Below are 23,347 nucleotides of genomic sequence, written 5' to 3'. Positions count from 1 at the left end.
CGACCTCGGCGCCGACTACTTCACCCGCCGCAACCCCCAACGCACCATGCGCCACATCACCAACCAGGCCAACGCCCTCGGCCTGACCGTCCGCTTCGATCCCATCCCAACCTGACGCCAGCCCACCCCCAACCACGTTCCGAGCAGCGTGTCACGTTCTTCTTCGTGTCAGTCACGAGAGCCCGAGATGAGGGGTTCCACACCCAGATCCAGGGTGTAGAACCCCTCATTTCGTGGGTCAGCCAGGCAAATGCGGGTCAGCTGCCTTGTTTGATCAAGCTGTTGATCTTGTCGACGTACGCCGGGAGGTCGGTGATCGGCTTCTTGCCGCTCAGGATGGGCTGGTAGTTGGCGGTGGTGAGGTCACCGACCTGCGAGGCCCACTGGGTGGTGAAGCGGACGCCGACCGTCTTCTCCGCGGACAGGTCGGCCTTGACCGTGTCGACGACGGTCTGCTGCTGTGCCTTGGTGAGCGCGTCGAAGTAGCTCGTCTGCGCGGGCGTGTACGCCGGCGGCGCCACCGGGGACGACGGCAGTACGGCGTCCCACACCTTGGTGTTGATGTACTGCAGCACCTTGTACGTCGCGTCCTGGTCCTTCGTGTACTGCGGCGTGCAGATGCCGACCGAGTCGTACAGCGTGGTCGGCGTCTGCACCTGCGGGAACGGTGCGAACCCGTACTTGACCTTCGGCTTGTCGGTCTGGAACCCGGCCGCCAGCCACTGCCCGCCGAACGTCATCGGCACCTTGCCGGCTGCGAACAGCGACTGCACGTTCGCCGCGTCGTACCCGGGCGGCGCGACCGACCCGTTCTTGATCGCGGCGGTCAGCTTCTCGACGCCTTCCTTGTACTTGTCGTCGGCCTCGGCCTTCGTCGGGTGGTTCACGTTGTCGGTGAACGGCGCGCCACCGGCCGACACGGAGTACATGCTCATCGTGAACGGCCCGTCCGGACCGGTCAGCTGGTCGGCGACCAGGCCGTACTTCGCCCCGTTCTTGTTCGCCAGTTTCGCGGCGGCGGCGTACATGTCGTCCCACGTCCAGCCGGCCTTCGGCAGTGGCAGACCGGCCGCGGTGAACGCGTCGGCGTTGTACCAGACGCCGTACGTGTTCATCAGCGACGGCAGACCGCCCATCTGGCCGTCGGCGGTCTTCCAGTTCTCGATCGCGGACGGTACGAACTTGTCGGCCTTGAAGTCGCCGTCGCCGTTCTGGAGCTTGTCCGCCCAGTCGACCAGCAGGCCCTGCGACGTGTACTGCTGCTCGGTGTCGTTACCGCACCAGAACAGGTCCGGCAGCTGCTTCGCCTGGGTCAGCGACGCGAGCTTGTCGCCGTACTGACCGCTCGGGGTGTCGAGCAGTTCGACCTTGACGTTGTCGTCCTTGAAGTCCGCCAGCGCCTTCTTGATCGCCGCGTTGGTCTCGGCCGACTCCCAGGTCATCACCTTGACGGTGACCGGCCCGTCGCTCGAGCCGCCGTCCGACCCACCGCTGCAGGCCGTTGCCGTCAGCAACCCCGCGCACGCCAACGCGGTCACGCCCAATGTCCTCTTCACAACAATCCTCATTTCTGGTTCGTGCTGCCGAGAGCGCCGAGGCCCTGGATGAAGTAGCGCTGCGCGGCGAAGAAGATGATCAGCGGCGGCAGCATGTAGAGCAGGTTGGTGGCCATGTAGTAGCTCCAGTCCGGCGTCTTCCCGGCGAACGGGGAGATGAACGACGCCATACCGACCGACAACGGCCACTTGCCGGACGAGTACAGGTAGACCAGCGGATTCAGGTAGTCGTTCCAGGACGCCTGGAACGCGAGGATCGCCATCGTCAGCCAGGCCGGCCGGGTCAACGGCAGCATCACGCTGACGAAGATCCGCAGATGCCCGGCGCCGTCGATCTTGGCCGCTTCATCGATGGAATAGGGGATCGCGAGAAAGTACTGCCGGGCCAGGAAGATGAACAACGGGTTCCCGCCGAGGAACGCCGGCACGATCAGCGGCAGCCAGGTGTCGTACCAGCCGATGCTCTTGTACATCTGGAACAACGGGATCAGCCCGACCACACCGGGCAGCAGCATGCTGCCGACGAACAGGTAGAACCAGGTCTTGCGCCCCGGGAACCGCAACCGGGCCAGCGCGTAGCCGGCCATCATCGCGGTCAGCACGCCGCCGATGACGCTCAACCCGGTGATGATGAACGAGTTCAGCAGCAGTTTCGGGAAGTGGATCGCCTTCGGCCCGTTGATGAAGTTGCTCCACGTCCACTCGTGCGGCAGCAACTTCGGCGGGATGTCGAACACCGCGGTCCGGCTCTTCAGGCCGATCGTGATCATCCACAGCAGCGGTACGACCATCACCGCGCAGATGAACAGCGCGACGACGTACCAGGCCGTCGTACCGACCAGGCGTGGTTTCTTCTTCGCCGGCGGGACGCTCTGCGTGGCGCCGGCGAGGGTGGGTTCAGTCTGAAGTGCTGTCACTGTACGTCCAGAGCGAGGAGAACTTCGCGGTCAGGGCGATCACGGCGATGATGATCACGAACAGCACCCAGACCTGCGCGGACGCGTATCCCAGTTGCGGGATCCGGCCGAGCGTCGGGAAGCCGTTCTCGTAGATCGAGAGCATCAGCACCTTGGTGCTGAACCCCGGTCCGCCGTTGGTCAGGATCTTCGGCTGGTTGAAGGTCTGCAGCGCCGCGGTGGTCTGCAGGATCACCTGCAGCAGCACGATCGGGCTGATCATCGGCAACGTGATCCGGAAGAACACCGACCACGCGCCGGCGCCGTCGACCCGGGCGGCCTCGTACAGTTCGGTCGGTACGGCCTGCAGTGCGGCCAGGAAGATGATCATGGTGCCGCCGACGCCCCACAGCATCACCATCACCACGGACGGCATCGACGTACTCGGGCCCTGCAACCACAGGCTCGTCGGCAGACCGAGCCGGTCGAGGATCGTGTTCAGCAGGCCGACCTGCGGATCGAGGATGAACTTCCAGAGCGTGATCGTCGCGACCGCCGGGAGTACGACGGGTAGGTACGCGAGCGTGCGGACGATCCGTACTCCGGCGAAGCGCTGGTTGCAGAACATCGCGAGCGCGAGGCCGAGGACCAGCGACAACGGGACATAGAGCAGCACCAGATAACCGGTCGCCCGCAACGCCGGCCAGAACGCCGGGTCGGTGGTGAACAGCCTCCGGAAGTTGCCGAGGCCAACGAAGACCGGGTCGGTCAACCCGTTGTACTTCGTCAGCGCGAGATAGAACGATCGAATCAGCGGATACCCCACGAAGACCAGGAACCCGATCACCGCGGGAGCGATGAACAGGTACGCCGCCTTCACGTCGGAGCCGGCGTTCCGGCTCATCCCACCCCGGCTGCGCCTTCTGGTGGTTGATCCGCCAAAAGAGACTGAATTCATCCGGCCTCCTGGACGGTAACGTTTCCAACGTCTTACTGTTGGGTGACGATGCCGTGTCGTGAAAAGGAAGTCAACCCCGTGCCCGAAACGTTTCCAAGCCAGCCAGAGGTCAGCCGGCCGACGATGATCGACGTCGCCCGGCGGGCCGGTGTCGGCCTCGGCACGGTGTCGCGTGTGGTGAACGGCGGCCACGGTGTCCGCGACGAGACCGCGCAGCGCGTCCGGGCGGCGATCGACGAGCTCGGGTTCCAGCGCAACGAGGTGGCCCGGGCGCTGCGCCCGGGCAAGAAGTCGACGTCGCTGGCTCTGGTCCTGGGTGACCTGACGAACCCGTTCTACGCGAGCATCGCGAAGGCGTCGCTCGAGGTCGCGGGGCAGTCCGGGTTCGCCGTCGTCCTGGGCAGTGTGGACGAGGACCCGGAGGGCGAGAAGCGCGCCATCCAGGAGCTGGTCAGCCGGCAGGTCGCCGGTCTGATGATCGTGCCTGACCAGGGCGATCACGCCTTCCTGCAGGGCGCCGGCGTACCGGTCGTGTTCGTCGACCGTCCGGCGACCGGGATCGACGCGGACATCGTGATGGTCGACAACGAGGGCGGCGGGCGGATCGCGGCCGAACACCTCCTGGAGCAGGGGCATCAGCGGATCGCGATCATCCTCGCCCCGTCGTACTACACGATCGGTCGCCGGCTGCGCGGGTTCCGGCGCGCGCATCGGGCCGCGGGCATCGAGATCGACGAGTCGCTCGTCATCCAGCTGCCCGAGGGCAACGCGGAGGCGGCGGAGAAGGCGACCCGTGAGGTGATGCTGCGCGCCGATCCGCCGACCGCGATCTTCTCCTCGACGAACTTCCTCACCGAGGGCGTACTGCGTGCTCTCGGCGAGCTCGGCAGTGAGCTCGAGCATGAGCCGGCGGTGGTGGGGTTCGACGACTTCCGGCTCGCCGACATGCTGCCGACGCCGGTCACGGTCGTTGCCTCCGACATCGCCGAGCTGGGCCGCAGCGCGGCACGGCTGCTGCTCGATCGCGCGTCGGGTGCGGACACCCGTCCGCCGCAGCGGATCGTGCTGCCGTGCGCGTTGATCGAGCGCGGGTCGGGGGAGCGCCCGCCGGATTCTGCCGGCAAGAGAAGTACTCGCTGACGGCCGGGCGCGCGGGTAGCGTCGCTGCATGCACTACGAATCCTTCGGTGCGGGACGGCCGATCGTGTTCCTGCCCGGATGGGGCGGTGCGGGAAGCGAAGGCCGCGACGTCCACGAGCCGGTCTTCGAAGGGCGTCCCGGATGGCGCCGGATCTACGTCGACCCGCCGGGCACGGGCCAGTCGCCCGCCGTACCGTCGATCACCGACCAGGACGGCATGCTCTCGGCGATCGCGGACCTGATCGACCAGGTGGTCGGCGACGAGCCGTTCGCGCTGGCCGGTACGTCGGCCGGCGGGCTGCACGCCCGCGGGATCGTGAAGCGCGACCCCGCCCGCGTCCTCGGTCTGCTGCTGCGCGTGCCGGGAATCGTCGTCGACCGCGCCCAGCGGACACTGCCGACGGAGCAGTACCTCGTCAAGACCCCGGCGTACCAGGAGGCCTGGACCGACAAGCAGCGGCGCTACTACGACCCGGCCGAGGCGCGGGCGGACCTCGAGTTCCTGGGGCGGATCCAGGGCGACGTCGCGACCTACTCGCTCCGTGAGGATCCCGCCGCGCGCTTCGAAGGTCCGACGCTGATCGTGACGGGACGGCAGGACACGATGACCGGGTACGCCGACGCGTGGCCGATCCTCGACGACTACCCGAGAGCGACGTACGCCGTCCTGGACCAGGAGGGCCACGACCTGCCGGTGCAACGGATCGGGCTGTACCGCGCGCTGGTGTCGGACTGGCTGGCCAGAATCGAGCAAAGAGTCGAGCACCCGGACGCGTGAGGGGCGGAACGCGCGTCCGGGTACTCGTCCAGGGGTGGGTCAGAAGTTCGGCCAGGCCCAGCCGAGGTAGTTGTTGAAGTACGGCAGTGCGCGGGTGCCGATCGCGCCGCTGACGCTGGTGGCCCAGAACGTGCCGTCACCCTTGGCGACTCCGACGTGGCCGTAAGCGCTGATGTTCCAGAAGACCAGGGCACCCTTCGGCGGGTTCAGATCGCCGCGGTGGGCGGCGCCGCGGGCCACGGCGTCGTTCCAGTCGGCGATCGCCGAGGCCCAGATCCCGGTCTTCCCGTACGAGTTCTCGGCGGCCATCTCGCACAACCCCTGGTAGGCGGTCGAGCCGCTGCGGGCGGCGTACCAGGCGATGGACTTGTCGGCGCGCGGGTTGCTCGTGCACAGCGGCGCGACCAGGCCGCTGCTGCCGGTGTTGACGTAGGCGTCGGTGATGAAGCCCTTGCCGGGGATGTGGTCCCAGATCAGGCTGCGGCCGAACTTGCCGGTCACTGGCTCGCCGTAGATCTGGCAGTCGATCTCGACCGGCCCGTCGGGCTGGTTGCCGACCGTGCCGAAGCTGGTCGCGTTACCGGACCGGATGGCGACACCCGTGTTGCTGTCGGTGTCCACGGTCCCCGTGGCGGCGCTGGCCGGCAGGACGCCGGCGCCGACGAGGGCGGCGCCGCTGAGAAGGGTGATGGCGGTGAGGCGGGCGGTGATGCGCATGAGGGCGGTACGCATGGTGGTGATCCCTTCTGGAGTTGTACTCGCAGGGAACCAAGAAGTGACGGCGTTGTCGCAGTGGGCAACGAGGCGGGGCGGCGCCTCGGCGACCCTCAGAAGTTCGGCTGCGCCCAGCCGAGGTAGTTGGAGAAGTACGGCAGCCGCGCCTTGCCGATCCGGCTGTCGACGCTGGTGGCCCAGAAGTTGCTGTCGCCAGTCGCCACGCCGACATGGCCGTAGGCGCTGATGTTCCAGAACACGAGCGCACCCTTCGGCGGGTTGAGGTCACCCCGGTGCGCGGCGCCCCGGCGTACGGCGTCGTTCCAGTTGGCGATCGCCGACGCGTAGACGCCGGTGCGGCCGTACGCGTTCTCGACGGCCTTCTCGCAGTAGCCCTGGTACGCGGTGGATCCGTTGCGGGCGGCGAACCAGGCGATCGCGTCGTCGGCCCGCGACTGCGGCCCGAGGACGGTGCTGGTGATCGGCGCCGGTGCCGTCGCGGGTACGGCGGTGGCGGGGAGGACTGTGGTTCCCAGGGCCAGCACGGTCAGGATGGCGGTGGCGAACGAACGGTTCATGGTGGTTGCCTTTCGCTCTGAACTGCGATGGACGAGCCTGTTGTCTTGGAGAATCACTTCCTTTGTGCAGACAATCAGAGCGTGATCGGATTGTCGCAGTGGGCAACGGAGCTGATTCACTGCGATTTGGTACTTTATGTAGATAAGTGACGGCGAGAGCGGAGAGTGCGCCGTGCGCCCAGCCCAGGCCCGGTACGTGATCGGAGCTCGCATGCGCGAGCTGCGCGAGGCCGCCGGGGTGGCCCTGACCCGCGCCGCCGCGGACTCCGGCTGGGACAAGGGGCATCTGTCCCGGGTCGAGCGCGGCCACACCAAGCCGAGCCGAGAGCTGATCGAGTGGTACGACGACTCGTTCGGGGCGAATCAGGCGCTGGTCAACCAGCTGATGGAACTCGACGCCGCCGTACGCGCCGGCCGGGACATGTCGCAACGGGACATGCGCCGGCACGTGCAACCCGTCCTACTCGGCGGATCCGTACCGATCGACCATCATCCCGACGACCGGGCCGAACTGGTCGGTGAGACGGTGCCGGACGGTACGCGCGTGTGCCGGGACCAGGTCTTCGAGAAGACCTGGGAACTCCGCAACAGCGGCGAACGCCCCTGGCACAACCGCTGGCTCACCCGCCAAGGCGCCGCCGGCACCCCCGGCTGGCTCCGCTCCCCACCCCGAACCCAAGTCCCCGACGCAACCCCCGGCGACATAGTCAAGGTCACCATGACCCTCCAGGCCCCCTGCCAAGTAGGAGCCTCCACCGCCTACTTCAAACTCACCGACAAAGCCGGCCGCCTGTACTACCCCGGCCTGGAGTCCCCACCCTTGTACTGCACCATCTTCACCGTCTACGACTAGCGCTCCCGCACCTGCCCGCTCAGCGGCAGTGCACAGAAAATGGTGGCGGTGGAGGGGAAATAACCTGTTCAACGCCCCCGCCACGTCGGCGTACCCCCAACAGCTGGCAGCCCCTGGCGGATGCGGTTAGCTGTGGTGAGGGGTTCATCCAGGTCCGGCCAGCCGATGCGCACGACCTGGAACCCGTGTGCGCGGAGGTTGTCCTCGCGCCACTTCTCCGCCACGAGGTCGTCGGCGTTCCCGTACTTCATCGCGCCGTCGAACTCCACGACGCAGGTCCGCTCCAGCAGGATGTCGACCCGCGCGATCAGCCGCCCGGAAGCGTCCCGGATCTCGACCTGCAACTCCGGCTCCGGGAACCCGTGATTCGCCAAGAGGACCCGGAGACGCGACTCGCCGACCGATTCGCTCAACCCGTTCGCGAACCGCGCCGCCGCCCGCGCGGCGGGCGAACCGTGCCACACGCGGTGCCGATCCGCAGTCGCCACGAGCGCCTCCGGACTGACCAGACGCGACTGCAGCGCAGCATCGCCCAGCACGACTCCGACCTCGTACGACGAGGCGCACGCGGTCTCGGCGACGGCACGAGCCGCCGTAACCACCGGCAGACCGTCGACAATCGTGAGCTCGCCAGGGTCGAAGCGCGACCGGTGTACGTCGGCAATGGAGTCGGACCGCCTCCGACCGGTGGCCTTGGTGACGTGGACACGCGACAGGTCGAGGCCCCAGGCGGGTAATCCGTGCAGCATCGCCGCGGACTGATGACTCACCACCGCACCAGGCCCCAAGCGGTTGATGACAGCGCGGGTCTTCAGGAGGTGCAGGCGCCTGGCGCGATCCCAGGAGGCCTCACCCGCGGGCGAGACGCCCGGTTCGACGTACACATCACGAGACAGCCGCGCCCACTGCCCGCGCCGCAGCCGTCGCCGGAGCTCGCTGTCGCTGTAGCCGCAATCCACCGCGTCCGCCCGAGTGAACCAGCCCCCACGGGCGTCCGCCAACACGCTCAACTTTGGGTTCATGCAGGCAATGTGCAGTCACCACAGCCCTTGTGTGCCTGCGAATTCGCCGCCTGTGGACAACCACTACTGGGGGCAGTGCACCCCAACCGGGGGCGGTGCACAGGTAATAACCGGTGTCGCGCCACCAGATCCTGTTCAAGCCCCCGGTGGTCGGCGAGGTGCGGGCGGCGTGCGGCGGATCAGGGGTTGTACTCCGCGGCGATTTCGGCGTCCAGTTCGGCTTTGCGTTGTACCCAGCGGTCGGTGAGGCCTTTGACTTCTTCGCTGATGAAGTCGATGAAGGCGAGGGAGACGCGGATGCGGTGGTGGGCGTCGGTGCCTTCGCCGGCGGCGTCAAGGACCTTGCGGAGGGATTCGGACCAGCGCAGCAGTGAGGCGTCCTCGCTCATCATGGTCTGGTACCAGGCGTCGTCCTGGACGACGTACACGTCGCGGCGGCTGCCGGGCTCGCGTTCGCGGGTCGCCAGGCGCAACTGCAGCAGGTAGTTGACCGCGCCGGAGACCGCGGCGGGGCTGGCCTGCAGTTGGTCGGACAGTTCGGCGGCGGTCATCCGGCCGTCCACGCTGGACAGGATCGCGGCGAAGACCCGGGCGGCCATCCGCGGCCAGCCGGTCTCGGCCAGCAGGTTGCCGAACTGCTCCGTGTATCGCCGGACGGCGTCGTCGTCTCGAAGTGCACTCACCGCCCCATCATCCCCTCTGAGTCGCTCAGTTACCTGACCTGTGAGAAACGTGTTAGCAAGATTCACAAACTTCTGAATGAAGTGTACGTTATGAATCATGACATCAGCCATCGTGGTCTCTGGACTGCACAAGTCGTACGGAAGTACGCACGCCCTCGACGGTCTCGATCTTGAGGTCGCGACCGGTGAGGTGCACGGCTTCCTCGGGCCGAACGGCGCCGGGAAGTCCACCACCATCCGCGTCCTGCTCGGACTGCTGCGCGGTGACGCCGGTGATGTCTCGCTGCTCGGCGGGGACCCGTGGCACGACGCCGCGAAGCTGCACCGGCGGCTGGCGTACGTCCCGGGTGACGTGAACCTGTGGCCGAACCTGACCGGCGGCGAGGTGATCGACCTGCTCGGCCGGCTCCGCGGCGGGCTGGACGAGAAGAAGCGCGACGAGCTGCTGCGCCGGTTCGACCTCGACCCGACCAAGAAGGGCCGGACGTACTCCAAGGGCAACCGGCAGAAGGTCGCCCTGGTCGCCGCGCTCGCTGCGGATGTGGAGCTCTTGATCCTCGACGAGCCGACCTCCGGCCTGGACCCGTTGATGGAGGAGGTGTTCCGGCAGTGCATCGAGGAGGAGCGCCAGCGCGACCGTACCGTGCTGCTGTCGAGCCACATCCTGTCCGAGGTCGAGGCTCTGTGCGACCGGATCAGCATCATCCGCCGCGGCAAGGTGGTGGAGACCGGCACGCTGGCCGACCTGCGGCATCTCACGCGTACGTCGATCCAGGCCGAGCTGGCCGCGTCGCCGAACGGCATCGCGCAGCTGCCGGGGATCCACGATCTCGACGTCGAGGGCAACCGCGTCCGCTGCGAGGTGGACACCGCGCAGCTCGAGGCCGTGATGCGGCAGCTGTCCGCGAGCGGCATCAAGAGCCTGGTGGCGCAGCCGCCGACTCTCGAGGAGCTGTTCCTGCGGCACTACGAGGACGACGTACCGGCCCAGGATTCGACTGAGCCTGAGGCGGCCGTGCGATGAACGACTTCGTCGGTACCGGGACGCTGGTGCGGCTCGCGCTGCGCCGGGACCGGATCCTGATCCCGATCTGGATCGTCGTGTTCGTGATGACGGCCGCCGGCTCGGCCAAGGCGACGATGGACCTGTACTCCGACCCCAAAGCACTGGTCGACGCGGCGCAGACGTCGAACGCGTCCCCCGCGCTGGTGTCGCTGTACGGGCGCATCTTCGACGAGTCCTCGCTCGGGGAGGTCTCGCTGTTCAAGCTCACCGCGTTCGGCGCGCTGCTGGTCGGGCTGCTCGGCGGCATGCTCGTCGTACGCCACACCAGGAGCGAGGAGGAGTCCGGGCGGCTCGAGCTGCTGAGTGCCGGCGTACTCGGTCGGTACGCCGCTCTGACATCCGCGCTGATCGTGTCCGGGGCGACTGTGATCGTGCTCGGGTTGCTGACCGCGCTGTCGCTGATGGGCAGTGGGCTGGACGCGCAGGGGTCGTTCGCGTTCGGGTTGATGTGGGCGGCTGCCGGACTGTCGTTCGCGGGTGTCGCAGCGGTGACCTCACAGGTCAGCGAAAGCGCCCGGGCCGCGAACGGGCTGACTGCGATCGTGCTCGGCGTGGCGTACGTACTGCGCGCCATCGGCGACTCGTCCGCAGACGGCAGCACGCAATGGGTCTCGTGGCTGTCACCGATCGGCTGGTCGCAGCAGGTCCGTGCGTACGCCGGTGACCGGTGGGCTGTACTGCTAGTGCCACTCGTGTTTCTGGCGCTCCTGGTCACTGCAGCGACCGCACTGATCCGGCGGCGTGACCTGGGCGCCGGCCTGGTGCCTCCACGTCCCGGACCGCCCCGGGCGGCCAAGTCGTTGCGTTCGCCGCTCGCGCTGGCCTGGCGGCTGCACCGAGGCTCGCTGTACGCCTGGGGTTTCGCGTTCCTGCTCCTGGGGCTGCTGGTCGGCAACATCGCCAGCAACGTCGACGGGTTCGTCACCAGCGACAGCGCGAAAGAGATGGTGCAGAAGCTCGGTGGCGTGGAGGGCATCACCGATGCGTTCCTGGCGACCGAGATGGGCATGGTCGGGTTGCTGGCGTCGGCGTTCGGGATCCAGGCGGCGCTCCGGCTGCGGTCGGAGGAGACCGCGCTGCGGGCCGAGCCGTTGCTGGCGACCGGTGTGTCGCGGGCGCAGTGGTTGGCGAGTCATGTGCTGATGGCGCTGCTGGGCACCGGCGTGCTGATCCTGGTCGCCGGACTGGGCTCCGGGATCTCGAGTGGTGCCTCGCTCGGCAACGTGGGGCGCCAGGTGCCACGGATGCTGGCGGCGGCCGCCGTACAGCTGCCCGCTATCTGGCTGGTGGCGGCGCTTGTCGTCATCCTGTTCGGGTTTGCGCCGAAGCTGGTGACCGGGGGATGGGTGCTGTACGGCGTGTTCCTGCTGATCGGTCAGTTCGGTGAGGTCTTCAACCTGCCGCAGTCGGTGATCAACCTCAGCCCGTACGGGCACACGCCGCGGCTGCCCGGCGGTGACTTCTCCGTCACACCGGTGCTCTGGCTGACCGGGATCGCCGCGGCGCTCACGATCGCGGGCTTCGCCACGTTCCGCCGCCGCGACGTCGGTTAACAACGATCAGCGCTGGTCTGAGGGGTCCAGCGCTCACGGGCCCGCCCGGTGGCTCACCGGGCGGGTCTGTCTACGATCGCTAGGTGTTCAGTGAGCAGTTGGTTGAGTTCTGGAGCGAGCGGCACCTGTGTGTGCTGAGTACGGTCCGGGCAGACGGGACGGTGCACGCGACGCCCGTCGGAGCGACCTTGGACGTCGAGGCCGGGCTGGTGCGGGTGATTTGCTCCGGTACGTCGTACAAGGCCCGTGCGATCCGGCGGCTCGGGGAGGCGGCCGTTGCGGTGACTCAGGTCGACGGCCGGCGCTGGAGCACGATCGAGGGGCGCGCTGTGGTCAGCGACGACCCGGCACGGGTACACGACGCCGAACGCCGCTACGCCAAGCGCTACAAGGAGCCACGAGTCAACCCACAGCGCGTGGTCATCGAAATCACCATCACCAAGGCCCTCGGCAATGCCTGACCCCATCACCGTCATAGGCCTAGGCGCCGACGGCTGGCCCGGCCTCTCACCCGAAGCCCGCACAGCCATCCAACAAGCCGACCTCCTCCTGGGCAGCCCCCGCCAACTAGCCCTGATTCCTGACCAGGAGTTCTCCCGGGTTGCCTGGCCGTCGCCGTTGTCTGAGGCGCTTCCTCGGTTGCTGGAGGAGCACCGCGGCAAGCGGATCTGTGTGTTGGCGAGTGGTGACCCGACCTTCCACGGCATCGGCACGACCCTGGTCCGCCTGCTCGGCGCCGACGCCGTACGCGTGATCCCGCAGCCGTCGAGCGTCTCCTTGGCGTGCGCGCGGCTCGGCTGGGCGCAGGACCAGGTGCAAGCGGTGAGCCTCGTAAGCAACCCCGTCGAGCGACTCCACCCCCACCTCCAGCCCGGCCGACGAGTCCTGATCCTCAGCAGAGGCGCCCAAACCCCGGCCGAGGTCGCACAACTCCTGATCGCCCGCGGCTACGGCGCCAGCGACTTCACCGTCCTCGAACAACTCGGCGGCCCCACCGAACGCATCCGTACGACGACCGCCGCCGACTGGTCCACCGAAGTCGACCCGCTCAACGTCATCGCCGTACTCTGCCCGCCCGACGCCCCCGTCCTCTCGACAGCACCCGGTCTGCCCGACGACGCGTACGAGAACGACGGCCAACTGACCAAACGCGAGGTCCGCGCAGTCACCCTGTCCCGCCTCGAACCTGTACCAGGGCAACTGCTCTGGGACATCGGCGGCGGCGCGGGCAGTATCGCGATCGAGTGGGCCCGGCACCACCCGTCCTGCCGCGCGATCGCCGTCGAACGCGACCCCGACCGCGCGAAACGCCTGGAACGGAACGTTTCCGCCCTAGGCGCGGCGGTAGAGATCGTGGAAGGTGCGGCCCCGGCGGCCCTCGCCGGTCTCGAGTCGCCGGACGCGATCTTCATCGGCGGCGGAGCGACCGCCGCGGGCATGTTCGACACCTGCTGGAACGCGCTCCGCCCCGGCGGTCGCCTGGTCGCCAACGGCGTCACGCTGGAGACCGAGTCGCTGATCGCCCAGTGGTACAAGGCCGTCGGCGGCGACCTGGTCCGCCTCGACGTACAACGCGCCTCCGCCATCGGCACCATGACCGGCTGGCGCCCAGCCATGCCCGTCACCATCTGGAGCGTGACGAAGTGACGGTCCACTTCATCGGCGCCGGACCTGGTGCCGCCGACCTGATCACGGTCCGCGGTCGCGACCTGATCGCCTCGTCTCCGGTCTGTCTGTACGCCGGTGCGCTCGTGCCGATCGAACTCCTCGACCACTGCCCGCCGAACGCCCGCAAGGTCGACACCGCGAACCTGACCCTCGACGAGATCGTCACCGAACTCGCCGCCGCGCACGCCGCCGGCCTCGACGTCGCCCGCCTGCACTCCGGCGACCCCTCCGTCTTCAGCGCGATGGCCGAACAGATGCGCCGCCTCGACGCCCTCGAGATCCCGTACGACGTGACGCCCGGCGTATCGGCGTACGCCGCGGCCGCCGCCACCCTCGGCCGTGAGCTGACCGTCCCCGAGGTCGGGCAGACTGTGATCCTGACCCGGATCGGCGGCAGCGCCAGCGCGATGCCGTCCGGTGAGGATCTCGCGACCCTCGGCGCGAGTCGGGCGACGATCGTTCTGCATCTCGCGGTGCAGCAGATCGAGCGTGTGGTCGCGGAACTCGTCCCGAACTACGGCGCGGACTGCCCGGTCGCGGTCGTCGCGCGCGCGTCCCGTGACGACGAGGTCGTCCTGCGCGGCACACTCGCCGATATCGCGGAGCAGGTGAAGGCCGCGGGTGTTCGCCGTACCGCCGTGATCATCGCCGGAAAGGTGCTGTCGGCAACGGCCTTCCGGGACAGTCACCTCTACTCGGCCGATCGGTCTCGATGAAGGTTCTGCTGCTCGGCGGGACCGGGGAGGCCCGCGAGCTCGCGGCGGTTCTGGCTGCGAGTGGAGTCGAGGTCGTGTCGTCGCTGGCGGGACGGACCGCCGACGCGCGGGTGCCGGTTGGTGAGGTTCGGGTCGGTGGGTTCGGCGGTGTGGGTGGGCTTGTGGACTGGTTGCGGCAGCATCCGGTTGAGGTGGTGATCGATGCGACGCATCCGTTTGCGGCGACGATGACTGCGCACGCGGTTGCTGCGACGCGCGAGGTCGGTGTGCCGCTGCTGGTGCTTCGGCGGCCGGGCTGGGCAGCGGAGTCTGATGACAACTGGCATTGGGTCGACACCGCTTCTGTTGCTGCTGAGTTGCTGCCGAGGATCGGGACTCGGGTGTTTCTTACGATCGGTCGGCAAGGGCTCGAGGTGTTCGCTGGTACCGGGTTGTGGGCGCTCGCGCGGTGCGTCGATCCGCCCGAACCTCGTCCCACTTGGTGCACTCTGGTCCTTGCCCGCGGGCCCTTCACGCTCGCCGACGAGGAGACAATTCTCCGGGACCACGGCATCGACGTACTCGTCACGAAGGACAGCGGCGGCCCCGCCACCGCCGCCAAACTCACCGCGGCCCGGCGACTCGCGATCCCTGTGATCCTGATCCGTCGACCGCCCTTACCCGCGGAGGCTGAGGTGGTTGAGACGGTCGCAGAAGCCGCTCAGTGGGTGATCCGGGCGAGCCACTCACCCAGTACGTGACGCTCACCGTCGGTGAGCATCTCGAGCTCCGGCAACCGAGCCCGCAACGCATTGGCAGCCGTCACCACCCCGCCCGCCATCCCGTCGTCCGCGGACTCACGGACGGGGTCGGTGGTGATGGTGGTGATCAAGGCGTCGAACATGGTGTCTGCCAGCCGTGGGTCGCGGTCGGCCTCGGGGACGGCCAGCAGTGCTAGTACGGCGCCTGAGCCGGCTGCCTGTACTAGGTCCACGGCGAGGTTCTCGTCGACGCGTAGCCGTCCGGCGGTCGCGATGTTGCGGATTCGGGTACGCAGGATCGCCAGCCCGGCCTCGGCTGCTGCGGGGCGCCGGCCCGGCTGCGTGTCGGCGTACATCAAGAGGAAGAGCGCCGGATTCGCCAGCCCGAACCCGATGTGCAGATCCCATCCCGCGCGGAGGTCCGTGACCGGGTCCGCGGTCGGGTCGAGCGGTGGCTTGTCCGCGAGGTACGCCGAGAATCCGTACTCGAGCACCGCCGCGAGTAGGCCGTCCTTGTCGCCGAACAGCCGGTAGATCGTCGGCGCCTGCGTACCCGCCGCAGCCGCAACCGCCCGCGTCGACACAGCATCCCGCCCACCAGCAGCGAGCAGTCCCGCGGCGACCTGGACGATCTGAGCCCGCATCCGATCCCGCCCACTGGCGCCATCGCTGGTGGTTGGGGCGTCTGGTGTGTCGTCTGGCTGCGGCTCCTGCACGCGCCAACCGTAGCGGTTGGCTCAGCGTGTTAACAGTGATAGCGTCAAGCTGTATCCATTGATAACGAGGTGCTGCGCATGATCATCGTCACCGGAGCGAGCGGCCGTCTCGGGCGTGCTGTCGTCGACCGACTCGCCGAGCAGGTCCCGATCGACCAACTCGGCGTCAGCGTGCGCGACCCGGAGAAGGCCGCGGACCTTGCCGCCCACGGGATTCGGGTACGCCGTGGAGACTTCGGCGACCCGGACTCGCTCGCGTACGCTTTCGAAGGCGCCACCCAGGTGCTGATCGTCTCGGGCCCGGCCGATCCGGAGCCGCACCACGTCGCGATCGACCTCGCCAAGACCGCCGGCGCCGAGCGCATCCTCTACACGAGCCACCAAGCCGCGAACGCGGACTCGCTGTTCGTCGCGACCCGAGGCCACGCTGCGACAGAACAGGATCTGGCCGGCTCCGGCGTACCGTTCACCGCGCTGCGCAACGGTTTCTATGCGAGTACGCCGGTGTTCCTGCTGCGGTCCGCGCTGGAGACGGGGGAGCTGATCCTGCCGGAGGACGGGCCGTTCTCCTGGACAGCGCACCGGGATCTGGCCGACGCGGCGGCGCTTGCGCTCACCGAGCCCGGGCGTCTGGATGGCATCACGCCGGCGCTGACCGGGCCGGAGCTGTTGGATTACGCGGACATCGCCGCGATCGCCTCGGAGCTCGTCGGTCGGAAGATCACCCGGGTCACGGTGCCGGACGAGGAGTGGAAGCGGGCTGCGCTCGGCCGGGGGATGCCGGAGTTCCTGGCTGATCTGACGCTGGGCATCTTCGCGGCCGCCCGGCAAGGCGAGTTCGCCGTCGTCGACCCCACACTCCCGGCACTCCTCGGCCGCCCAGCCACAACCCTGCGCGAAGTACTCGCCACCGAACTCACCGGGTAGCGCAGGCGGGATGCGCTGGTGGGCGGTGGTGGCGGGCTCGATAGATTGGCGGTATGGGGATTCAGATCGCGCCGAGCATCCTGTCCGCCGACTTCGCGCGGCTCGCTGACGAGGCGGCCGCTGTGTCGAACGCGGACTGGCTGCATGTCGACGTGATGGACAACCATTTCGTGCCGAATCTGACGCTCGGCATGCCCGTGGTCGAGTCGTTGGCCAAGGCGACCGACACGCCGCTCGACTGTCACCTGATGATCGAGGACCCGGACCGCTGGGCGCCGGGGTACGTCGAGGCGGGCGCGTCGAGTGTCACGTTCCACGTCGAGGCCTGCCGGGCTCCCATCCGGACCGCGCGGGAGATCCGGGCCAAGGGCGCGCGCGCCGCGATGGCGCTCAAGCCCGCAACCCCGATCGAGCCGTACGAGGACCTGCTGTCCGAGTTCGACATGATCCTGATCATGACCGTCGAGCCCGGCTTCGGCGGCCAGAAGTTCCTCGACGTGTGCGTACCCAAGATCCGCCGCACCCGCCAGCTGCTCGACAAGCACGGCCTGGACCTGTGGATCGAGATTGACGGCGGTGTCTCGGCCGACACCATCGAGCGTTGCGCCGAGGCGGGCGCCGACGTGTTCGTGGCCGGCTCGGCGGTGTACGCCGCCGACGACCCGAACGCGATGGTCGAGCAGTTACGCGGTCTCGCCGAGCAGTCCGCCGGCCGGTAAGTCGGGCCCACTCGGCTCCGGCTCGACCTCCGGCGGCACGCGCAGCAGCAGCACCGTCGAGACCGCCGCAAGCACGGCGGCCAGCAACCACACGTACCGCACGCCGAAGCTCTCGATCACCGCACCTGCCACCGCGGCACCGATCGCCGCGCCGCCGGTCGCCGCGCTACCCATCCACCCGAACACCTCGGTCCGCGCGACATCGGGCGTCAAGGAACCCAGCCGCCCGTACAGCGCACCGATCGCGGGTGCCAACGTCAGCCCCGACAGCGTCAACGCGATCCCGAGCGACACCGACGACCAGGTCGCGAACACGCACAGCAGCATCCCGATCGCGACGAGAGCAGCCCGCCGCCACAGGTACGACGTACGCCGCCCGGGCAACGCGCCCGCGACTGCGCCGCCGACCAGGCTGCCGAACGCCCAGACGGCCTCGAAGATCCCGGCGATCAGCCGCTGACCGTGGTCGTCGGCGAACGCGACGATCGCCAGCGAGATCCCGTTGAACGACATCACCCACAGGCCGAACGCGAGGATCAGCGGCAACCGGTGCCGATGCCAGAGCAGTTGCCGCGCGGTCAGCGGCACCGAGGTGTGCGGATCGCGGGGGAGCGGCTCGGGTTGTCGGAGCGCGTACCACCAGATGAAGACGGCCGACATCACCGCCGCGAGCAGGACGCCGGCCCGCGGGCTCGCCACACTCACCGCGGTTGCCCCGAGCATCGGCCCGACCATGAACAACAGCTCCTGTGCCGTCGCATCCACCGAGTACGCCGTCCGCAGCGCCGGGCCCGACACGACGCGCGGCCACGCGGCCCGCAACGTCTGCATGACCGGCGGCACCAGGGCACCCGCGATCAAGGCCAGCAGCGGCAACAACCGATGCAGCCCTGTCGGCAGCAGCGCGATCGCGAACAGCGCGAGACTCCAGGCGATCCCGGTCGCCAGCAGTACGCCACGAGGCCCGCGACGGTCGGCAGCGCGTGACCAGAGCGGTCCCGCAATCGCCGCGCCGACCGAGTACGCGCCGGCGACAATCCCCGCCCACCGGAACGAGCCGCTCGCGTCCTTGGCGAGGAACGCGATCGGCACCATCGTCGCGAGCATGGGCAGCCGGGCGAGCAGTGAAGACACCAGCAGTGTCATCACACCGTGCGCTCGCCACAACTCGCGGTACCCGGCCAGATCCATGCCCGCATTCTTGCCCCCGCCGCCGACAGTTTCCGTGCGCCGGCCGATCCGGCCTCTACGATGAGCGGGTGAGCGAGCACAAACCGGTGGATACCTGGCTGACCGACATGGACGGCGTACTCGTGCACGAGGAGCGCGCGATCCCCGGCGCGAGCGAGTTCATCGCGACGTTGCAGGCGTCCGGCAAGAAGTTCCTGGTCCTCACGAACAACTCGATCTTCACCCCGCGCGACCTCCGCGCCCGGCTGCTTGCCGCGGGCATCGACATCCCGGAGCGGTCGATCTGGACCAGTGCGCTGGCCACCGCGCAGTTCCTCGACGACCAGCGGCCGCGCGGGACGGCGTACGTGATCGGCGAGGCGGGACTGACCACCGCGCTGCACGAGATCGGGTACGTGCTGACCGAGCGCGACCCCGACTACGTCGTCCTCGGCGAGACCCGGACGTACTCGTTCGAGGCCATCACCAGGGCGATCCGGCTGATCGCCGAAGGTGCGCGGTTCATCGCGACCAACCCGGACCCGACCGGCCCGTCGCAAGAGGGTCCGCTGCCGGCGACCGGCTCGGTGGCCGCGCTGATCACCCGGGCCACGGGCGTCGCGCCGTACTTCGTCGGCAAGCCGAACCCGCTGATGATGCGCAGCGCGCTGAACCGGATCGAGGGCCACTCCGAGACCACCGTGATGATCGGTGACCGGATGGACACCGACATCATCAGCGGTCTCGAGGCCGGTCTGCGGAGCGTGCTCGTGCTGTCCGGATCGACCGGTGAGCACGAGGTCGAGCGCTTCCCGTACCGCCCGACCCGCGTGGTCCAGTCGATCGCCGACGTCGTACCACTCGTGACCGCCCTGTCCTAGTACCTGTCCTAGCAGGTCAAGGTGCGGAAGCCGTAACCCTGGGCCTTGAGGGACTTGAGGATCGTGGGGAGTGCCGCCACGGTCTGGGCGCGGTTGCCGCCGCCGTCGTGCATCAGGATCACCGAGCCGCTGTGCACGTTCTTCAGCACGCGTTGCACGATCGCCGTGGTACCGGGTTTGGTCCAGTCCCGTGAGTCCACGGTCCACACCACGAGGTCCTTGCCGAGCGCCTTCGCCCGCTGCCGGACCGTTGCGTTCACCCCACCGTACGGCGGTCGCAGGCAGGCCGGTGTACTGCCGATCTGAGCCCGGATCGCCGTATCCGTCGACGTCACCTGCTGCCGGAACGCGGCCGCGCTGAGGGTGCGGAGGTCGGCGTGCGTCCACGTGTGGTTCTGCACGCTGTGACCGGATTCGTGGATCCGCTTGGTCAGCTCAGGATGCTTGCGGACGTTCTGGCCGACCTCGAAGAACGTCGCCTTGGCGCCGTACTGCGCGAGGATGTCGAGCACCTTCGGGGTGTACTCGGCATCAGGCCCGTCGTCGAACGTCAGTACGACGTACTTGGTCGGCAGCGGTGTGGTGGTCGGCGTGACCGACGCAGCCGCGGCGGGTGGCGGCATAGCTGGTTTGGCCGGTGACTTCGCGGACGCGACAACCACCGTGCCGATCAGCGCGCTGGCCAGCATCATCATCCCCAGACCGATGACCCTGTTGCCCGTGCGCGTCAAGCGAACATCCATGTTCCCCCCAGGGCGGTGGGTGGTTCACTTCCTCACCCGACCTACCCTGAGGAAACTTTCGGCGAAAGCCAGCGACCACGCCGCTTCCACGTCAATGAATCACGGATACCGGACGCTTACGTGCACCACAGCGGGTAGAAGACGTATCCCCGCGCCTTCAGCGTCTTGAGGATCGTGGGAAGCGCGGCCACGGTCTGACTGCGGTTGCCGCCGCCGTCGTGGAGCAGGATCACCGAACCACTGCGCACCTTCGACAGCACCCGGCGCGCGATCGTCGACGCCCCTGGCCGGGTCCAGTCGCGCGGGTCGACGGACCAGAGGACGATGCGTTTGCCGAGCGTCGCGGCCCGTTGGGCGACCGCCTTGTTCGTCGCGCCGTACGGCGGCCGGAGGCAACGCGGCGTGTAGCCGGTCTGCGCCCGGAGGTACCGGTCGGTGGTCCGAACCTGGTACTTGAAGGTGGCCCAGTTGACCCTGGTGAGATTCGGATGCGACCAGGAGTGGTTCTGCACGCTGTGGCCCAGCCGGTCGACGCGCCGGGTCAGGGCCGGGTACCGCTTGACGTTCTGCCCGACCTCGAAGAACGTGGCCCGCACACGGTAGGTCTGAAGAATCTTCAGGATCTGCGCCGTGTACCGCGGGCTCGGGCCGTCGTCGAACGTCAGATACACCCACTTGACCCGGTCCTGCGCCGCGGCCGACCTAGCGGTCGCTGGTGGCGCGGTCAACGCCACCAGCCCGAGCAGGACGCTCGCGACCAGTACTGCCACACGTCTCTTCATCACAACCATCCCCCAGCTGTGGTCGCCCTGATCCCATAGTGGCCCCAGGCAACCAATTCCGCCAGGGGTCAGAGCACCTGGGACAGGAACTGCCGCAACCTCGGCGACTCGGCCGTGCCGAAGATCTGCCCGGGTACGCCGGACTCGACCACGACCCCGTGATCCATGAACGCGACCTGATCCGCGACCTCGCGGGCGAACCCCATCTCGTGGGTGACGACGACCATCGTCATCCCGGCCGCGGCCAGATCCGCCATCAGCGCCAGCACGCCCTTGACCAGCTCGGGATCGAGCGCCGACGTGGCCTCGTCGAACAGCATGACCTCGGGCTGCATCGCCAGCGCCCGCGCGATCGCGACCCGCTGCTGCTGTCCGCCGGACAGGTTCCCGGGCCGCGCTCCGGCCTTGTGGGCAAGGCCGACGAGCTCGAGCTGCGCCCGGGCCGCGGCCTGGGCGGCGTCGGCGTCGAGCTTCTTGATCTTGCGCAGCGGAAGCGTGATGTTCTCGAGCACGCTCTTGTGCGGGAACAGGTTGAAATGCTGGAACACCATGCCGATCCGTCGACGCAGTACGTCGGGATCGCCGCGCAGTACCGACTCGCCGCCGAGCTTCACATCACCCGCATGCGGTTCGAGCAGCCGGTTGATCGCGCGCAGCAGCGTCGACTTCCCGGAACCCGACGGGCCGATCACACACGCGGTCTGCCCGGCCGGTACGACGAGATCGACGCCGCGCAGCACCTTGTTGCTGCCGAACGCGAGCTCGACACCGGACACCTCCAGGCTCGCGGCCTCAACGTGTTGCATGCTCCACCTCCTCCAGCTGTACGTCGCTCGGCCGTCCTTCGCGCAGCCGCTTGTCGAAGTGGTTCACCAAGTGCGTCAGCGGGACCGTGATCACCAGGTAGAAGATGCCGGCGAGCAGCAACGGGGACAGGTTGCCGTTGGTCGCGGCCGCATCCTGACCGATCCGGAACAGTTCGCGCTGGCTCGCCAGCAGGCCCAGGAAGTAGACCAGGCTCGACTCCTTCACGAGCGCGATGAACTGGTTCACCAGCGCCGGGAGCACCCGCCGTACCCCTTGCGGGATGACGACCAGCCGCATCCCGCTCGGGTAGCTGAAGCCCAGCGCACGGGCGGCCTCGAGCTGCCCCTTCTCCACGCTCTGGATACCGGAACGGAAGATCTCACCGATGTACGCCGCGGCGATCAGCGAGAGCGCGAGGATGCCGAGCGGGTACGGGTTCGGGCCCCACCAGTGCCGAGTGATCGGAGACAGGCCCTGGCCGATCAGCAGGATCGTCAGGATCGCGGGCAGGCCGCGGAAGATGTCGGTGTAGATCTTCGCCGGCCAGCGCAGCCAGCGCTTGCTGGACAAGGCGAGGACCGCCACGATCATGCCGAGCAGAGTGCCCAGCACGACCGAGGCGGCCGCCAGAATCAGAGTGTTGACCAGTCCTACCTTCAGCATCTCGGGCAGGACCGCCTTCATCGACTCCCAGTCGAGGAAGGTGTCACTCAGGGTGGACCAGATGTCCATCAGGCTTGGGGAGCCGTGAACTTGACCGATCCGCTGCCCGGCTTGAAGTTCGCCGGTACGGCGCGACCCGGGTAGTACTGCTCGACCAGCTTGGTCCAGGTGCCGTCGGCGATCACCTCGTCGAGCGCCTTGTTCACGGCCTCGCGCAGCTTGTCGTTGCTCTTCGCCACCGCGAACGCCATCGGCGCGTCACTGAGCTCCTTCGCGGCCAGGATCACCGTGCCGCCGCCCTGCTCCTTGGCCATCTTCTCGCCGATCTCGGCCGGGCTCACCCACGCGTCCGCCGTACCGGCCTTGAGCTGGCCGAGCGCGGCGTTGTAGTTCGGGACGCGGACCGGGTTCAGGTTCTTCTGCGTCGCGTAGTCGTCCTGGACGGTGCCCTGGACGACTACGACCCGCTTGCCGGTGAGCTGGTCGAACGACGTGATACCGGAGGTCTTCGTGGTGTTCAGGCCGAGGTAGCCGAAGTCGTAGCCGTTGCTGAACGCAACCGTCTTCTTGCGCGCCTCGGTGACCGTGATCGACGAGCTGCCGAGGTCGAACTGGCCGCCGTTCACCTGCGACAGCAGCGCGGAGAAGTCGGTCCCGACGAACTCCGGCTTCAGGTTCAGCTTCGCCGCGACCGCGGTGATCAGGTCGTTGTCGAAGCCGGTGAACTTCCCGTCCTTCACGTACACGTTCGGCGGTGCGTCGGTCAGGGTTCCGATCCGCAGCGTCCCCGCCGACATCAGCCCCAGATCCTCGCCGCCGGCCGCGGACTTGTCCTGATTGCTGCCACAGGCAACCATCGCGCTCGCCAAGGTGATGGCCCCGACCACTGCGACAACCCGCCGAAAAGCGCCGAACGCGCGCACAACTGTCTCCTCACAACGTCAACGAAGGCAGGACGTTCCGCCCGCCGGAGCAAGCCAACATCACCCGCATGCCGCGCATTCCGCGCCGACGAGGC

General features: G+C 68.2%; 26 protein-coding genes. 12 read left to right on the top strand and 14 right to left on the bottom strand.

Going from position 1 to position 23,347, the window contains the following annotated elements:
- Nucleotides 1-257: 257 nt before the first annotated feature.
- Genes E0H50_RS39835 through E0H50_RS39825 form a run of 3 tightly spaced genes read right to left on the bottom strand, consistent with a single transcriptional unit; the run spans nucleotide 258 to nucleotide 3,356 of the window.
- Nucleotides 258-1,556, bottom strand: coding sequence for an ABC transporter substrate-binding protein (locus tag E0H50_RS39835; protein ID WP_131296340.1), 1,299 nt, complete (start codon nucleotides 1,554-1,556; stop codon nucleotides 258-260).
- A gap of 8 nt (nucleotides 1,557-1,564) precedes the next feature.
- A complete protein-coding gene (locus tag E0H50_RS39830) occupies nucleotides 1,565-2,473 on the bottom strand; it encodes a carbohydrate ABC transporter permease (RefSeq protein WP_238151666.1) in 909 nt (302 codons plus the stop codon).
- Entirely contained in the window at nucleotides 2,454-3,356 is a 903-nt protein-coding gene (locus tag E0H50_RS39825; RefSeq protein ID WP_238151665.1) for a carbohydrate ABC transporter permease, read from the bottom strand. Before E0H50_RS39825 ends, E0H50_RS39830 begins: the two co-directional genes overlap by 20 nt.
- A gap of 132 nt (nucleotides 3,357-3,488) precedes the next feature.
- On the opposite strand from E0H50_RS39825, the gene E0H50_RS39820 reads away from it, so the two are divergent.
- On the top strand, nucleotides 3,489-4,550 hold the full coding sequence (locus E0H50_RS39820; RefSeq protein WP_238151664.1) for a LacI family DNA-binding transcriptional regulator: 1,062 nt from the start codon (nucleotides 3,489-3,491) through the stop codon (nucleotides 4,548-4,550).
- A gap of 28 nt (nucleotides 4,551-4,578) precedes the next feature.
- Nucleotides 4,579-5,328, top strand: a complete 750-nt coding sequence (locus tag E0H50_RS39815; RefSeq protein ID WP_131296339.1) for an alpha/beta fold hydrolase — start codon at nucleotides 4,579-4,581, stop codon at nucleotides 5,326-5,328.
- Between the two features lie 39 nt (nucleotides 5,329-5,367).
- On the opposite strand, the gene E0H50_RS39810 is transcribed toward E0H50_RS39815, so the two are convergent.
- The gene (locus tag E0H50_RS39810) at nucleotides 5,368-6,060 is read right to left on the bottom strand and encodes an SH3 domain-containing protein (protein WP_131296338.1); all 693 of its coding nucleotides are present in this window, start codon (nucleotides 6,058-6,060) and stop codon (nucleotides 5,368-5,370) included.
- 95 nt (nucleotides 6,061-6,155) lie between these two features.
- Entirely contained in the window at nucleotides 6,156-6,620 is a 465-nt protein-coding gene (locus E0H50_RS39805; protein ID WP_131296337.1) for a CHAP domain-containing protein, read from the bottom strand.
- Between the two features lie 211 nt (nucleotides 6,621-6,831).
- Here E0H50_RS39805 and E0H50_RS39800 point away from each other — a divergent pair, with 211 nt between their 5' ends.
- Entirely contained in the window at nucleotides 6,832-7,473 is a 642-nt protein-coding gene (locus E0H50_RS39800; RefSeq protein ID WP_238151663.1) for an NBR1-Ig-like domain-containing protein, read from the top strand.
- A gap of 68 nt (nucleotides 7,474-7,541) precedes the next feature.
- Here E0H50_RS39800 and E0H50_RS39795 read toward each other — a convergent pair whose 3' ends face one another.
- Nucleotides 7,542-8,495, bottom strand: a complete 954-nt coding sequence (locus tag E0H50_RS39795) for a type IV toxin-antitoxin system AbiEi family antitoxin domain-containing protein (protein ID WP_131296335.1) — start codon at nucleotides 8,493-8,495, stop codon at nucleotides 7,542-7,544.
- Between the two features lie 179 nt (nucleotides 8,496-8,674).
- Nucleotides 8,675-9,178, bottom strand: coding sequence for a GbsR/MarR family transcriptional regulator (locus E0H50_RS39790; protein WP_131296334.1), 504 nt, complete (start codon nucleotides 9,176-9,178; stop codon nucleotides 8,675-8,677).
- A 97-nt stretch (nucleotides 9,179-9,275) separates the two neighbouring features.
- Between E0H50_RS39790 and E0H50_RS39785 the strand changes: the two genes are divergently transcribed.
- The 6 genes from E0H50_RS39785 (at nucleotide 9,276) to E0H50_RS39760 (ending at nucleotide 14,921) form a co-directional block, all read left to right on the top strand.
- Complete coding sequence (locus E0H50_RS39785; protein ID WP_131296333.1) at nucleotides 9,276-10,202, top strand: ABC transporter ATP-binding protein; 927 nt, start codon at nucleotides 9,276-9,278, stop codon at nucleotides 10,200-10,202.
- Entirely contained in the window at nucleotides 10,199-11,797 is a 1,599-nt protein-coding gene (locus E0H50_RS39780; protein ID WP_131296332.1) for an ABC transporter permease, read from the top strand. Before E0H50_RS39785 ends, E0H50_RS39780 begins: the two co-directional genes overlap by 4 nt.
- 83 nt (nucleotides 11,798-11,880) lie before the next feature.
- Complete coding sequence (locus E0H50_RS39775) at nucleotides 11,881-12,258, top strand: PPOX class F420-dependent oxidoreductase (protein WP_131296331.1); 378 nt, start codon at nucleotides 11,881-11,883, stop codon at nucleotides 12,256-12,258.
- Complete coding sequence (gene cbiE / locus E0H50_RS39770; RefSeq protein WP_131296330.1) at nucleotides 12,251-13,444, top strand: precorrin-6y C5,15-methyltransferase (decarboxylating) subunit CbiE; 1,194 nt, start codon at nucleotides 12,251-12,253, stop codon at nucleotides 13,442-13,444. The genes E0H50_RS39775 and cbiE overlap by 8 nt, the downstream gene beginning before the upstream one ends.
- Nucleotides 13,441-14,181 carry a precorrin-4 C(11)-methyltransferase gene (cobM, locus tag E0H50_RS39765; RefSeq protein ID WP_131296329.1) on the top strand — a complete coding sequence of 247 codons (741 nt, stop codon included), beginning with the start codon at nucleotides 13,441-13,443 and terminating at the stop codon, nucleotides 14,179-14,181. The genes cbiE and cobM overlap by 4 nt, the downstream gene beginning before the upstream one ends.
- Nucleotides 14,178-14,921, top strand: a complete 744-nt coding sequence (locus E0H50_RS39760) for a cobalt-precorrin-6A reductase (protein ID WP_131296328.1) — start codon at nucleotides 14,178-14,180, stop codon at nucleotides 14,919-14,921. Before cobM ends, E0H50_RS39760 begins: the two co-directional genes overlap by 4 nt.
- Here the strand turns inward: E0H50_RS39760 and E0H50_RS39755 are convergent.
- Nucleotides 14,882-15,637: a TetR/AcrR family transcriptional regulator gene (locus tag E0H50_RS39755; RefSeq protein WP_238151662.1), complete on the bottom strand. Its 756-nt coding sequence runs from the start codon at nucleotides 15,635-15,637 to the stop codon at nucleotides 14,882-14,884. The two genes, E0H50_RS39760 and E0H50_RS39755, sit on opposite strands and share 40 nt — an antisense overlap.
- A gap of 78 nt (nucleotides 15,638-15,715) precedes the next feature.
- Here E0H50_RS39755 and E0H50_RS39750 point away from each other — a divergent pair, with 78 nt between their 5' ends.
- Nucleotides 15,716-16,564, top strand: a complete 849-nt coding sequence (locus E0H50_RS39750) for an NAD(P)H-binding protein (protein ID WP_131296327.1) — start codon at nucleotides 15,716-15,718, stop codon at nucleotides 16,562-16,564.
- A 53-nt stretch (nucleotides 16,565-16,617) separates the two neighbouring features.
- A complete protein-coding gene (gene rpe, locus E0H50_RS39745; protein ID WP_131296326.1) occupies nucleotides 16,618-17,283 on the top strand; it encodes a ribulose-phosphate 3-epimerase in 666 nt (221 codons plus the stop codon).
- On the opposite strand, the gene E0H50_RS39740 is transcribed toward rpe, so the two are convergent.
- Nucleotides 17,248-18,474 carry an MFS transporter gene (locus tag E0H50_RS39740; RefSeq protein ID WP_131296325.1) on the bottom strand — a complete coding sequence of 409 codons (1,227 nt, stop codon included), beginning with the start codon at nucleotides 18,472-18,474 and terminating at the stop codon, nucleotides 17,248-17,250. The two genes, rpe and E0H50_RS39740, sit on opposite strands and share 36 nt — an antisense overlap.
- A 107-nt stretch (nucleotides 18,475-18,581) precedes the next feature.
- Between E0H50_RS39740 and E0H50_RS39735 the strand changes: the two genes are divergently transcribed.
- The gene (locus E0H50_RS39735; RefSeq protein WP_238151667.1) at nucleotides 18,582-19,334 is read left to right on the top strand and encodes an HAD-IIA family hydrolase; all 753 of its coding nucleotides are present in this window, start codon (nucleotides 18,582-18,584) and stop codon (nucleotides 19,332-19,334) included.
- 8 nt (nucleotides 19,335-19,342) lie between these two features.
- On the opposite strand, the gene E0H50_RS39730 is transcribed toward E0H50_RS39735, so the two are convergent.
- The 5 genes from E0H50_RS39730 to E0H50_RS39710 form a co-directional block, all read right to left on the bottom strand.
- Nucleotides 19,343-20,065, bottom strand: a complete 723-nt coding sequence (locus tag E0H50_RS39730) for a polysaccharide deacetylase family protein (RefSeq protein WP_238151661.1) — start codon at nucleotides 20,063-20,065, stop codon at nucleotides 19,343-19,345.
- Nucleotides 20,066-20,193: 128 nt separating this feature from the next.
- On the bottom strand, nucleotides 20,194-20,859 hold the full coding sequence (locus E0H50_RS39725) for a polysaccharide deacetylase family protein (RefSeq protein ID WP_238151660.1): 666 nt from the start codon (nucleotides 20,857-20,859) through the stop codon (nucleotides 20,194-20,196).
- Nucleotides 20,860-20,927: 68 nt separating this feature from the next.
- Nucleotides 20,928-21,665, bottom strand: coding sequence for an amino acid ABC transporter ATP-binding protein (locus E0H50_RS39720; protein WP_131296322.1), 738 nt, complete (start codon nucleotides 21,663-21,665; stop codon nucleotides 20,928-20,930).
- On the bottom strand, nucleotides 21,652-22,398 hold the full coding sequence (locus E0H50_RS39715; protein ID WP_131296321.1) for an amino acid ABC transporter permease: 747 nt from the start codon (nucleotides 22,396-22,398) through the stop codon (nucleotides 21,652-21,654). Before E0H50_RS39715 ends, E0H50_RS39720 begins: the two co-directional genes overlap by 14 nt.
- Nucleotides 22,398-23,252 (bottom strand): substrate-binding periplasmic protein, encoded by an 855-nt coding sequence (locus E0H50_RS39710; RefSeq protein ID WP_131296320.1) that lies wholly within the window; start codon nucleotides 23,250-23,252, stop codon nucleotides 22,398-22,400. Before E0H50_RS39710 ends, E0H50_RS39715 begins: the two co-directional genes overlap by 1 nt.
- Nucleotides 23,253-23,347 lie beyond the last annotated feature (95 nt).

Origin of the sequence: Kribbella sindirgiensis, from assembly GCF_004331435.1 — a bacterium.
Lineage (GTDB): Bacteria > Actinomycetota > Actinomycetes > Propionibacteriales > Kribbellaceae > Kribbella > Kribbella sindirgiensis.
This window is presented reverse-complemented; position numbering and strand designations above follow the sequence as displayed.